Origin of the sequence: Streptococcus sp. KR (assembly GCF_002238115.1) — a bacterium.
Taxonomy (GTDB): domain Bacteria; phylum Bacillota; class Bacilli; order Lactobacillales; family Streptococcaceae; genus Streptococcus.
This window is the reverse complement of sequence record NZ_NGVM01000004.1, coordinates 57,617-70,606: the sequence shown is the minus strand read 5'-3', so window position 1 is coordinate 70,606 and position 12,990 is coordinate 57,617. Positions and strand designations below refer to the sequence as shown.

Here is a 12,990-nt window from a genome sequence, read left to right as displayed (position 1 = left end):
CCAAAGTTTTACTACTTCCATATTTAATATTGCGAAAGATGATATAGATTTAATCTGCTTTTTTATTCAAATAATTGCTCCAATTCAAATTTTTCAATTCCATTCTTCATTTTAATATATTGAAGCAACTTTTCATTAGCTCTTGCATTTCCATAAGTATCAAATTCAATATTAATTATTTGGTCATCATTTTTCAAAATTTTATACATATTTTTACTAATACCCAACTTAAGGATATTCAATTCACTTTTATCTAATGTTCCATATAAAAAATAATTAAATTGCTCTTCAGAAATGATTTCAAACTCCTTAAGCGTGTTTAATAATAGCGTGATTTCGTATGAAATGAAGTCTTCATCTATCTGAAGTTTTAATATTGCAACGTTGTATAAAAAATCAGTTTCCCCTCTGTGAGACCTTAAATCAATATATACTTTTTGTATTCCTGAATATGACTCCGTAACGTAAGGAACTTCTCCAAATTGTGAGCCAACATATACAAAATAACTATTTTGCTCTGATTTCGCATTACCTAGAACTGATTCCCAAAATTTAACAAGATTATCAACTCTATCAGGGAAAGGAGAATAAGAGAGCTCTAAAAAATTTTTATAATATTCACATGTTTCTTTATATCTGAGACGTTTAGCATTGTTCAACGGTTTAAAATACTCTTCATTAATAAAGTATAAGTCATTTACAAATGGTGAAGCAAAGAAAACTTCTCTTATTTTTAACAGTATTTTTTCAATTAAATTTTCGAATCCTTCTATTTTTTCTGTACCTTCAATAATTTTTTCTAATTCTATCAACCCCCTATTGGAGTAATTTAATATTTGTTGTGCTCCAGCTGTTGATAAACGTGTTATAAAATCAGGATTTTCATACTTAGTAATAATTTCCTCCTCATACTCTCGAATTTCTTGAGCCTTATCATTGTTTCCATTATACTTTTCCAACAAGGGATTCTTAATCTCATCTTTATGATTTCCACGTAACAATACTATTTTATTTTCTAATGGTGTTTTATTGAATTGAGGGTAATCTTCCATGTCTATAAAATGAATAGGTATAAAAATTTTTGATAAATTTGATTCACTTGCAAATATTTCGTTTAATCTATTAACTCGTCCAATTAAATTTTTCAAATCACTTAATCCATTAAAACCAGAAATATAAATCAGATTATCAATAGGAAGGTTCATTCCAGCTAAGATAACAGAATTAGCAATAAAATTATTTAAAAAGCTATGCTCCCTTATATATTTCAATAGATAATTTCTAATTATTAACGGTAACTTCCCATGAAGGTATACAATTCCTTTTCCTAAAAATCTAATTAATTTGAACTTAGGGTGAATAACTCTACTTAATTCCTTCTGCAATTCGATAATATCTCTCGGTATTTCGGATTCAGGTAACAGATTATAAAGTTTCTCAGAATAGTCTTCTATTTTTTTAGGTTTAAAAATATAATGTAAATTCTTTTTAAAATTACGTTCACAAGTAAGTTGAACTATATAGTTCAATGAATTATGCCTAACATATTTATTAATATGAATAAATTTATTTAAAAACAAATCGTAGATAAATTCTTGACCACTTTTATCTAAATATTTTATATCTAATATTTTTAAATCATTCTTTATTCGATAATCTTGAATTTGCTCTTGACCTAGTAGTTGTAAACTATTAGAATCTTGAATTGTCGGTGATAAATAAACTAATTGAACTAACGGATTCATCTTCCTAGATAACTTTATCACTCTTGATAATAACAAGCTTCTATTTGATAAAGGGGAGTAAAAACTAAAATTCAAAAGTTCGTGAGCCTCGTCTATGTATATTAAATCGAATTTTAAACCTTCATCAATCAAACGTAAAGCTCTTTCTTGAGTCACGATCACTAATACAACTTTATCATTTTCATAATCATAATTTTGATCATGAATTATTATTTTTCTATTTAAAACATTCTTCCTTGCCTCTCGATAAGTTTGATCAATTAATGCTTTGGTTGGAACTATTATTGCAACTTTATTCTTATCATGATGTCTATTCAAATGATTAAATATTAATTCGCTCTTTCCATATGATGTTGGTGCATTAAACAATAGTTGCTTACTATCAGAATTTAAAACTTTTTTAAAAATTTTATTTTGTTCAAATGTTTTCACTTTATAGCCATCAGTAAAATTTTCCAAATTATTATCAATGATAAGATGTTGAATTGTAACACAACTATTTAATAAACCCGCAGAAAGAATTTTTCTGGCTATAGGATAATATCCAAAATTTACAGAAAAGTCATACAGAGCCCTAAAATCATGTATTTTAAAGCAAGTTTTAGCAATAATTAAATATGCAAATTCTATCAACAGATGTTTATTCTGATTACCTTCTTTTTGGAACTCATTGATTAACATCAAAGCAACTTCAAAAAGATACTCAGCATCTCTCATAGTTATCTCTTCTTTCAAATATAATAGCTCCACTATTAGGTTGGATACTTCCGACTTATTTCTTATTCTAGTTAATAAAGTTTTACCGATTTCCATTTGCTATCTCTTTCATCACTTCGAGAAAAATATTTTGATCCTCTAGGTTAATCATTACTACTTTTTCTTTTTTTGTCTCATGAATAGATATATTATCTATTATTTCTTGAATATTACTTGGTATTCCAACAGTACTTTTTCTAACTATTGTCGATCCAATAATTACGTTACAATCGGACATTTTAAAAAAATTTCCTTGCATATGCTCCATACTTAATTTTTCTAAACTTTGAACCAAGGACTTGTTTCCTCTTGAAACTTTTGCATGAGTAGCCGCATTTTCCCAAGGATCATTATTAGTCATTCCCGAAAGTTGTTGTGATAAACTACTATAGGCCCGTTTGATAGTCGTTAGATGATTAAAGGCCTGCGAGTGAGTTGACTTACTCTCTACTAACCAAGGCTCCTCATTTTTTGTATACAGCCCATCAAATCCTTTTTTTGGTGAGTTTTCCTCTAAATTTCTGTAGCAAAAATTTTGTTCAAAACCATTATTACGTAGTATACAAATTAGAAAAAATTCTGCAGCAAAACCCGAGTTCCTACTCACATTAATAGGTTCAAGAACTGTCTTTGCGACACTGTCGTAGTTTCCTAATGTAGAACAAATCTTCTCAGCTATTATATTTACATCAAAATTACTATCTATTCCTTTGGATATTTCCACTAAATTTTTTTCAATGTATTCTTTTTCTAAACTAGTTAGGGAATGAATATCTAAAACTATAGCTTCAATGTTTTCAATATCTAAATTTGATGTTTGATTATTATCCAAATAATTTGAAATTTGTTGAAATCTACTATTTATTAATGTCAAAATAATTTCCTTTCTAATTCTGTACTTGTAGAGCCATAAATTTAATATAATTAGGTAATTTCCTAAAATTTAGCCTCATATCTAAACTAAGTAAAGATTTTTCTCTCTATTCACTTTTCTCTCTTAATCTTCTACTAAAATTATACCACGAAACCACCAAAAAACACCTTCAAATAATAATATATTTAAAGGCGTTGAGTTTTATCTTGCTGCTTGAACTGGTTATTCTGTTTTCACTTTCTTTTTTCTTACTCGGACCGCTTATTCGTCGCTTACTATCTCGGATCGTGCAGAGATCTTTTAGGTGTTGAGTCAGGTTCTCTTTTTACGGATAGGCTATTCGAAACTTAGAATGCAACAAAATCTATGATTTATTCATCATTTGAAACTTTGAATACTCATAAATTATATTCTTTATACTCCTTAAAAGATTAGAGGACTATTCCTCCCCCTACTTCAACGCACTCTTAACCTTTTTCTTAGTGATGATGCGGTCGTGTTTGTTGGCTAGGGATTTGAGTCGGGCTTCGAGCAGGATTTTTCGGCCTGCTTCGTTGCGGGTGTAGACGAGTTGGTAGTTGCCTATATGAGGTGCGACGGCATTTTGGAAGAGCTGGGCATCTTCCTTGCGTTTTTCAAAGAGGCTAGGGACTACGAAATACTTGGATTGGCCGGCTGGTGCTTTTTGAGCTACTAAGAGGTAGCGTTGATTGTCCACTGGGGCAAAGAATTCTCCTAAGGCCTTGGAAAAAAGTTCCTTGTCTCGCATACTGCCACCTTTTAGATAGGCAAAGACGTTAAAACTGTCCTTGTCCTCATCGACCTGCACGCGCGACTGGTCATCAGACAAATGCCCGGCAGTCACCATGGCTTTGCGAATAGCTTCACCGATCTGGCGCAAGCGTTTATAAGGACTCTTGTAACTATAATAGCGAAAGGCTGTGATAGCTAGGAAGAGGACACAAAGAGCTATCAACCATGGCAAGGTAAAGAAGGTTAGTCGAACGACATAGGCTAGGAGACTAATGGCAAATACCATCAGAGCATAGCGAAGCCACTTTTCAGCATCCGCTAGGGCAAGCAGAGGGATTCGTTTGCTGTCGGTCGCCACTTCATTGACAATCTCAATCTTGTCAGCAACAACGAGAGATTCCTGCCATTTTTTACGTAGGGAGGCACGGTCCTTGGATAGTTCCATAATCTTCTCGTTATAGTCTTCGAGTTTCTTTTTCTTAAATGGGAACTCAGGAAAGTTTAAGCGGTCCAAACCTGTTTCAATGGTATCTTCCTTATAGGACAAGCCAAGGAAATGGTCCATACGACGGGCAAGGGTTTGGAGGTCCTGATAAGGACTGAGGTCTAGTTCTTCTTGGTCCTCCTTAGAAAAGGCTGGATTTTTGTAAGGTTTGATGGCTACTAGGTGCCAGATATTGCTGGTCTTATCTGGATGTCCTGGCCAGATACGGATGGCACGGCCCCGCATTTGATTACTCAGCATAAAGCTTCCGACAAAACTTCCGAGGATGAGAGAGTTGACGCAAGGCGCATCCCATCCTTCTCCCAAGAGAGACTTGGTTCCGACCAAGACCTGGATAGAACCACGTTGGAAGAGCTCGGTCACTGCTGCTACCATCCCCTTAAAGCTGGATGGAAAGCCTACTTGGAGATAAGACTCTTGGTCGAGTTTTCCAATGGCAGAGAAGCTTAAGCTAGTGTTTGGGATGAGTGCTTGAAGTTCTGCCTTGACACTGGCAGGTATGATCACGACACTACCAGAAAGGACTGCTATAGGGACAGAAAGACCTTGCTTTTGTGCACTTCTGCGAATAGTTTCAAAATAAGGGAGGACACCTAATTGCGTGATTGGTGCTTGGTCATCTCCCAGATAACTGGCAAAATCCTTACGGATATAGTCCGCCAAGACCAACTGTCTCAAGTCCTGACCTAGACTGGCATATTCGGTCTCAAAGATAGATGCAATCCCAGCTAGTTTTCCTAGAGATTGGTTGAGGATTTGGTCATTGGCCTTGGATTTGACCAAGAAGACCTGACGTTTTTCAATCAACCCTCTTGATTTCAGTTCTGCTTCTATCTTTTTCTTTGTCTCATGCGGATCCTCATACCAGTCAGGAGTTTGATAGAGAAGGCCTTGCAAGAGAACTTCTAACCAATAGTAATTAAGGGCAGGCAAGCCTTCAGCACCTAGTAAATCTTGTAGATGCTTGGGAATTTCCTGTTTTTGAGCTTGTAGATAAATGAGGAGTGCTGAGAGATACTTGGGATCTTCAAGGAGAATATCCGCAGAAATTTTCCCTTTGAGAACCTTGGAACTCCGAATCAACTCTTGGAAGTCAGGATCAAGGACTAGTTGACTGACATACTGCCACTTGGTGTCTTCAAACTCCTCCAAACGCTTGTCCTCTTCCTTGGTCGGAAAACAGATATAGACAAAGTCCTGATGAGGGCAAAGAGTGTCTTCCTTAACCAGTTCTGGCACTGTGATTTCTTGGTCAATCTCACCACACATCTGGAGATAGCGATCCCAGAGTTCTGGTTCACTGTCATAAGGCGGTGTCGCAGTGAGAGAGATGACTTGCAGTTGCTGGTAGTTTTTACGGAAGTCTTCTAGACTTTTCCACCATTCATTTCTCAAGTGATGGCATTCGTCCAGACAGAGAGTTTCTACACCCCTTTCCTTGAGTCTGCCAAGCAGGTCAAAGCCTATAAAGTCCTCAACCTCCCCATTATCTTCTTGAGATTGCACCTGTTGCATAGCACTGTGAAAGGCTTGGTAGGTAGCGATGGTGATTTGCTTCATGTCCTTGAGATTTTGAGACACGAGACTTGTGACCTGGTTCTCATCCTCTAAAAAGGCCTGGCGAATCCTATCCACCCATTGTTCTCGGATGGTCACCGTCGGTACCAAAACGAGAGCAGGCTTATCAAAGCGGGCAATCAACTCGATCCCTATAGTTGTTTTCCCTGAACCAGGCGCTGCCACCAAGTGAACATGCCCATCTGCTTGGTATTCTTGGAAGTTGTCCAAGACCTGTTTTTGGTAGTTGCGCCAAGTCCCATTAAACTTTAATCCCAACATGATTCTTCCTCAATCTAGTTTAGCATTTGATTATTTCCATTTTACCATAATTATTCTACCTCTAGACACTCAGATAGTTTAAAACCGTAAATTATGGTATAGTAGAATTATACTATCTATGAGGAGTTTACATGTCACAGGATAAACAAATGAAAGCTGTTTCTCCCCTTCTGCAGCAAGTTATCAATATCTCATCGATTGTCGGTGGGGTTGGGAGTTTGATTTTCTGTATTTGGGCTTATCAGGCTGGGATTTTACAGTCTAAGGAAACCCTCTCTGCCTTTATCCAGCAGGCAGGTATCTGGGGGCCACCTCTCTTTATCTTTTTACAGATTTTACAGACGGTCGTCCCTATCATTCCTGGGGCCTTGACCTCGGTGGCTGGCGTCTTTATCTACGGGCACATCATCGGGACTATCTACAACTATATCGGCATCGTAATTGGCTGTGCCATTATCTTTTATCTGGTGCGCCTCTATGGGGCTGCCTTTGTCCAGTCTGTCGTCAGCAAGCGTACCTATGACAAGTATATCGGCTGGTTGGATAAAGGAAATCGTTTTGACCGTTTCTTTATCTTTATGATGATTTGGCCCATTAGTCCGGCTGACTTTCTCTGTATGCTGGCTGCCCTGACCAAAATGACCTTCAAGCGCTACATGATTATCATCATTCTGACCAAACCCTTTACCCTCGTGGTTTATACCTACGGTCTGACCTATATAATCGACTTTTTCTGGCAAATGCTTTGACATATAAAAAATCCGTTTGGTTTCCCAAGCGGATTTTGTGCTTTATTTTGAAACTTCTTTTGCAAGGACAAAGTTCCCAAGCGTGGCAGAACCATTTTCTGCAACTGCTGGTGTTACGATATAATCTCGCACATCTGGAACTGGTAGGTAACCATTGAGAAGAGATGTAAATTTCTCACGGACACGGTCTAGCATGTGTTGTTGAGCCATGACCCCTCCACCAAAGACAATCACGTCTGGGCGGAAAGTCACTGTCGCATTAACCGCAGCTTGAGCGATATAGTAGGCTTGAACATCCCAAACAGGGTTGTTGAGTTCAATATTTTCCCCACGTACACCTGTACGAGCTTCCAAACTTGGACCAGCTGCATAGCCTTCCAGACATCCCTTATGGAAAGGACAAACACCCTTAAACTCTTTTTCAATATCCATTGGGTGTCTAGCAACATAGTAGTGACCCATTTCAGGGTGACCCACACCGCCGATAAACTCACCACGTTGGATAACACCTGCACCGATACCTGTACCGATTGTGTAGTAAACCAAGTTTTCAATACGAGCACCAGCATTGTTACGGGCAACCACTTCACCATAAGCAGAGCTGTTTACGTCTGTTGTGAAGTACATTGGCACGTTTAGGGCGCGACGAAGGGCACCAAGCAAGTCCACATTTGCCCAGTTTGGTTTTGGAGTTGTTGTGATAAAGCCATAAGTTTTTGAGTTTTTATCAATATCAATCGGACCAAATGAACCAACTGCAAGACCAGCAAGGTTGTCGAATTTTGAGAAGAACTCGATGGTTTTATCGATTGTTTCGATTGGAGTTGTTGTTGGAAATTGTGTTTTTTCTACAACGTTAAAGTTTTCATCACCGACAGCACAGACAAACTTTGTACCGCCCGCTTCCAAGCTTCCATATAATTTTGTCATGATAAACCTCTTGTTTTTATTTTCTTTATTATAGCATATTTCGAAAGGCTAAATTTCTCTATTTTTTAGATTTTCCTCTGTAAATCTTACCATTCAAGCAAAAACGAACAAACATGTCATTTGTTCGTTTTCACATTAGAGAGGATTGATTAGATTTTCACTTCGATCACAGCATCTCCCTTCGCAACTGAACCTGTTGCGACCGGAGCTACTGAAGCGTAGTCAGCTGTATTTGTAACGATAACCATTGTTGTATCATCAAGACCAGCTGCAGCGATTTTGTTTGAGTCAAATGTTCCAAGAACATCGCCAACTTTCACCTTATCACCTTGAGCAACTTTTGCTTCGAAACCGTCACCGTTCATTGTTACAGTGTCGATACCAACGTGGATCAAGACTTCAGCACCATCAGTTGTTTTCAAACCAAAAGCGTGCCCTGTTGGAAAGGCGATTGAAACTTCAGCATCGGCTGGTGCATAAACCACACCTTGGCTAGGTTTCACAGCAATACCTTGTCCCATAGCTCCACTTGAGAAGACTGGGTCATTGACATCAGCAAGAGCTACAACATCACCGACGATAGGAGTTACAAGTGTTTCATTTTGAAGAGCTACTGGCGCATCTTCTTCTTTTTCTTCAGCAACTTCAGCTTGTTTTGCAGATGGAGTTGCCTCTACTTCATCTTCGTAACCAAACATGTAAGTTAGGGCAAAACCAAGGGCAAATGATACAGCTACCATAAGAAGGTATTGTGCAAGTTGTCCGTTACCGATGTAAAGCATTGTACCAGGGATGATAGTGATACCATTACCAGTACCAGCAAGACCAAGGATTGAAGCCAATCCACCACCGATTGCACCAGCAATCAATGAAAGAAAGAATGGTTTACGGAAGCGCAAGTTCACCCCGAAGATAGCAGGCTCTGTAATACCTAGGAAGGCAGAAAGAGCAGCTGGGAAAGCAAGTGTTTTCAGTTTTGGATTTTTCGTTTTAACACCAACCGCAACAGTCGCAGCACCTTGGGCTGTCATAGCCGCAGTGATGATAGCGTTGAATGGGTTAGCATGGTCAGCAGCAAGCAATTGTACTTCAAGCAAGTTGAAGATGTGGTGCACACCTGACACGACGATCAATTGGTGAACCCCACCAATCAAGAAACCACCGAGACCAAATGGCAAGCCAAGAATTGCTTTTGTACCAATAAGGATATAGTTTTCAACAACGTGGAAAACTGGTCCGATAACAAAGAGTCCAAGGATAGACATGACCAAAAGTGTCACGAATGGTGTTACCAAGAGGTCAATCACATCTGGAACAACCTTGCGGACAGCTTTTTCAAATTTAGCTCCAACAACCCCGATGATGAAGGCTGGAAGAACTGAACCTTGCAAACCAACAACAGGGATGAAACCAAAGAAGTTCATAGCTGTTACTTCACCACCTGAAGCGACTGCCCAAGCGTTTGGAAGTGAGCCAGAAACAAGCATCATACCAAGAACGATACCAACGGCAGGATTTCCACCAAATACACGGAAGGTTGACCACACAACCAAACCTGGCAAGATGATAAAGGCTGTATCTGTCAAGATTTGAGTGTAAGTTGTCACATCAGCTGGAAGTGTCATTCCAAGAGCAGTCAAGAGACCACGCACACCCATAAAGAGACCTGTCGCTACGATAACTGGGATGATTGGAACGAAAACGTCACCGAAAGTACGGATAGCACGTTGGAACCAGTTCCCTTGTTTAGCAGCTTCTGCTTTCATGTCATCTTTAGATGATGTTGGCAAACCAAGTGCAACAACTTCATCGTACATTTTGTTAACTGTACCTGTACCAAAGATGATTTGGTATTGACCTGAGTTAAAGAAAGCACCTTGAACTTTTTCCAAGTTTTCAATCACTTCTTTATTGATTTTTCCTTCATCTTTGACCATGACACGAAGACGAGTCGCACAGTGGGCAACACTGTTGACATTTTCACGTCCGCCCAAGGCATCGATGACTTTTTTTGCAATTTCCTGATTGTTCATTTGCAAAAATCTCCTTATATAAAATTTTGTTCTTGTTTGAAAGCGATTTTATCCGCCCTTACGACTATTATTTTATCATGTTTTAGAAATATGTCAAGCGTTTTGCAGAAAAAATATTCTATCCACTTAGTAAGCTCGCTTTAGATTGATTGATTTTGACTGTTTTAGCAGGAATTCCTTAAAAAACAAGTTTGAAATCTTAGTTAAAAGGCTTTTGTTTCATTCTCTTTCATATTTTCTTGAAAAGTTGATTAATTTCCTGCTTTAAATTTATGATAAACGTTTAACAGTTTTTTCTCTTTTTTAACATAAAAGGCTTGCATTTTTTATCGAAAACGGTTACTATTAAATGTGATAAGATTTTTGGAGGAATGAATGAATGGAATGGACTACTGAGCGTCGTTACAGACTTTATCAAGACTGGACGCAAGAAGAAATTAAGAATATTAAGGAAAATATGGCACAATCTCCATGGCATACTCATTACCATGTTGAGCCAAAAACAGGACTCCTAAACGACCCAAATGGCTTTTCTTACTTTGATGGAAAGTGGATTATTTTTTATCAGAACTTTCCTTTCGGTGCAGCCCACGGTTTGAAATCTTGGGTGCAATTGGAAAGTGAGGACTTGGTTCACTTCACAGAAACTGGTGTCAAAGTTTTGCCTGATACTCCATTAGATAGCCACGGTGCCTACTCTGGTTCTGCTATGCAATTTAGCGATAACTTGTTCCTATTCTATACAGGAAATGTCCGTGATGAAAACTGGATTCGTCACCCATACCAGATCGGGGCTTTGATGGATAAGGATGGCAAGATTACAAAGATTGACAAGATCTTAATCGACCAGCCAGCAGACTCTACAGACCACTTCCGCGATCCGCAAATTTTTAATTTTAAAGGTCAATATTATGCTATCGTCGGAGGACAGGATTTGGAGAAAAAAGGCTTCGTTCGTCTCTACAAGGCTGTTGACAACGACTATACAAACTGGCAAGCTGTTGGCGACCTTGACTTTGCTAACGACCGCACTGCCTACATGATGGAATGCCCAAATCTGGTCTTTGTAGGAGAGCAACCTGTCCTTCTCTACTGCCCACAAGGATTGGATAAAGATGTTCTAGACTACGATAATATCTATCCAAATATGTATAAAATTGGGGCTTCCTTTGACCCTGAAAATGCCAAAATGGTAGATGTGTCTCAACTCCAAAATATGGATTTTGGTTTTGAAGCCTATGCAACCCAAGCATTCAACGCTCCTGATGGACGTGCTCTAGCTGTTAGCTGGCTTGGTTTGCCAGATGTTTCTTACCCATCTGACCGTTTTGACCACCAAGGAACCTTCTCTTTGGTCAAAGAACTAACTATCAAAGATGGCAAACTCTACCAATACCCAGTCGCGACTATCAAGGACCTTCGTGCTTCTGAAGAAGCCTTCTCAAACCGTCCCCAAACCAATAACAGCTACGAACTTGAACTCAACTTGGAACCTAATAGCCAGAGCGAGATTGTCTTACTTGCTGATAAAGAAGGCAAGGGACTTTCCATCAACTTTGACCTTGCAAATGGTCAAGTGACAGTAGATCGTAGCCAGGCTGGTGAACAGTATGCCCAAGAATTTGGGACAACTCGCTCTTGCCCTATCGATAATCAGGCTACTACTGCTACAATTTTCATTGATAACTCTGTCTTTGAAATTTTCATCAATAAAGGAGAAAAAGTATTTTCTGGTCGTGTCTTCCCACATGCGGACCAAAATGGTATCCTCATCAAATCTGGAAACCCAACTGGAACTTACTATGAATTAGATTATGGTCGCAAAACTAACTGATGTCGCCAAACTTGCAGGCGTCAGCCCTACTACCGTTTCTCGGGTTATCAATAAAAAAGGTTATCTCTCTGAGAAAACCATTCAAAAGGTCAATGAAGCCATGCGAGAATTGGGCTACAAACCCAACAACCTGGCTCGTAGTCTACAAGGAAAGTCCGCTAAGTTAATCGGTTTGATTTTCCCCAATATTTCCAATGTTTTCTACGCAGAATTGATTGATAAGCTGGAACACCAACTCTTCAAAAATGGTTACAAGACTATCATCTGCAATAGCGAGCATGATTCTGAAAAAGAACGCGAGTACATCGAAATGCTGGAAGCCAATCAGGTGGACGGTATCATTTCTGGTAGTCACAACTTGGGAATTGAAGACTACAATCGTGTGACAGCACCGATTATTTCCTTTGACCGAAACCTGTCGCCAGACATCCCTGTCGTTTCTTCTGACAACTATGCTGGTGGAGTTCTTGCTGCCCAGACCTTGGTTAAGACAGGCGCCCAGTCTATCATCATGATTACAGGGAATGACAATTCTAACTCGCCAACTGGACTACGCCACGCTGGTTTTGCATCCGTACTCCCCAAAGCACCTATTATCAATGTTTCCAGTGACTTTTCTCCTGTCAGAAAAGAAATGGAAATCAAGAATATCTTGACTCGTCAAAAGCCAGATGCCATTTTTGCTTCGGATGACTTAACAGCTATTCTGGTCATTAAAATCGCTCAAGAACTGGGCATTTCTGTCCCAGAAGAACTCAAGGTCATCGGTTATGATGGGACTTACTTTATCGAGAATTACTACCCTCAACTGGCTACTATTAAGCAACCCTTGGAAGAGATTGCCTGCCTTACTGTTGACCTCCTCTTGCAAAAGATTGAAGGCAAAGAAGTCGCAACAACTGGTTACTTTTTACCAGTTACCCTATTGCCAGGAAAAAGCATATAAGTACAAAAAACTCAGACAAAACAGTC

At 38.8% G+C, this 12,990-nt stretch carries 8 protein-coding genes; 3 read left to right on the top strand and 5 right to left on the bottom strand.

The window, feature by feature from the left end; genetic code table 11:
- Positions 1–62 precede the first annotated feature (62 nt).
- The 3 genes from CBI42_RS02405 to CBI42_RS02395 all read right to left on the bottom strand — a co-directional run bounded on the left by CBI42_RS02405 (position 63) and on the right by CBI42_RS02395 (position 6,472).
- Positions 63–2,558, bottom strand: coding sequence for a DEAD/DEAH box helicase (locus CBI42_RS02405; RefSeq protein ID WP_094753170.1), 2,496 nt, complete (start codon positions 2,556–2,558; stop codon positions 63–65).
- Entirely contained in the window at positions 2,545–3,375 is an 831-nt protein-coding gene (locus tag CBI42_RS02400; protein WP_094753169.1) for a hypothetical protein, read from the bottom strand. Before CBI42_RS02400 ends, CBI42_RS02405 begins: the two co-directional genes overlap by 14 nt.
- A 451-nt stretch (positions 3,376–3,826) precedes the next feature.
- Complete coding sequence (locus tag CBI42_RS02395; protein ID WP_094753168.1) at positions 3,827–6,472, bottom strand: DEAD/DEAH box helicase family protein; 2,646 nt, start codon at positions 6,470–6,472, stop codon at positions 3,827–3,829.
- Positions 6,473–6,603: 131 nt separating this feature from the next.
- Between CBI42_RS02395 and CBI42_RS02390 the strand changes: the two genes are divergently transcribed.
- Positions 6,604–7,221 carry a TVP38/TMEM64 family protein gene (locus CBI42_RS02390; protein WP_049511033.1) on the top strand — a complete coding sequence of 206 codons (618 nt, stop codon included), beginning with the start codon at positions 6,604–6,606 and terminating at the stop codon, positions 7,219–7,221.
- Between the two features lie 42 nt (positions 7,222–7,263).
- Here the strand turns inward: CBI42_RS02390 and scrK are convergent, their stop codons facing one another.
- Both scrK and CBI42_RS02380 read right to left on the bottom strand, forming a co-directional pair.
- A complete protein-coding gene (gene scrK / locus CBI42_RS02385) occupies positions 7,264–8,151 on the bottom strand; it encodes a fructokinase ScrK (RefSeq protein WP_094753167.1) in 888 nt (295 codons plus the stop codon).
- A gap of 149 nt (positions 8,152–8,300) precedes the next feature.
- Positions 8,301–10,184: a sucrose-specific PTS transporter subunit IIBC gene (locus tag CBI42_RS02380; protein ID WP_094753166.1), complete on the bottom strand. Its 1,884-nt coding sequence runs from the start codon at positions 10,182–10,184 to the stop codon at positions 8,301–8,303.
- Between the two features lie 379 nt (positions 10,185–10,563).
- On the opposite strand from CBI42_RS02380, the gene CBI42_RS02370 reads away from it, so the two are divergent.
- Both CBI42_RS02370 and CBI42_RS02365 read left to right on the top strand, forming a co-directional pair.
- Complete coding sequence (locus CBI42_RS02370; RefSeq protein ID WP_094753165.1) at positions 10,564–12,018, top strand: sucrose-6-phosphate hydrolase; 1,455 nt, start codon at positions 10,564–10,566, stop codon at positions 12,016–12,018.
- Entirely contained in the window at positions 11,999–12,964 is a 966-nt protein-coding gene (locus tag CBI42_RS02365; protein ID WP_000226009.1) for a LacI family DNA-binding transcriptional regulator, read from the top strand. Before CBI42_RS02370 ends, CBI42_RS02365 begins: the two co-directional genes overlap by 20 nt.
- Positions 12,965–12,990 lie beyond the last annotated feature (26 nt).

What these genes read in the sequence shown, in the direction of transcription:
- CBI42_RS02370 (WP_094753165.1), top strand. Translation starts at nt 10,564, where the DNA reads ATGGAATGGACTACTGAGCGTCGTTACAGACTTTATCAAGACTGGACG.
- CBI42_RS02395 (WP_094753168.1), bottom strand. Translation starts at nt 6,472, where the DNA reads ATGTTGGGATTAAAGTTTAATGGGACTTGGCGCAACTACCAAAAACAG.
- CBI42_RS02390 (WP_049511033.1), top strand. Translation starts at nt 6,604, where the DNA reads ATGTCACAGGATAAACAAATGAAAGCTGTTTCTCCCCTTCTGCAGCAA.
- CBI42_RS02365 (WP_000226009.1), top strand. Translation starts at nt 11,999, where the DNA reads ATGGTCGCAAAACTAACTGATGTCGCCAAACTTGCAGGCGTCAGCCCT.
- CBI42_RS02405 (WP_094753170.1), bottom strand. Translation starts at nt 2,558, where the DNA reads ATGGAAATCGGTAAAACTTTATTAACTAGAATAAGAAATAAGTCGGAA.
- scrK (WP_094753167.1), bottom strand. Translation starts at nt 8,151, where the DNA reads ATGACAAAATTATATGGAAGCTTGGAAGCGGGCGGTACAAAGTTTGTC.
- CBI42_RS02380 (WP_094753166.1), bottom strand. Translation starts at nt 10,184, where the DNA reads ATGAACAATCAGGAAATTGCAAAAAAAGTCATCGATGCCTTGGGCGGA.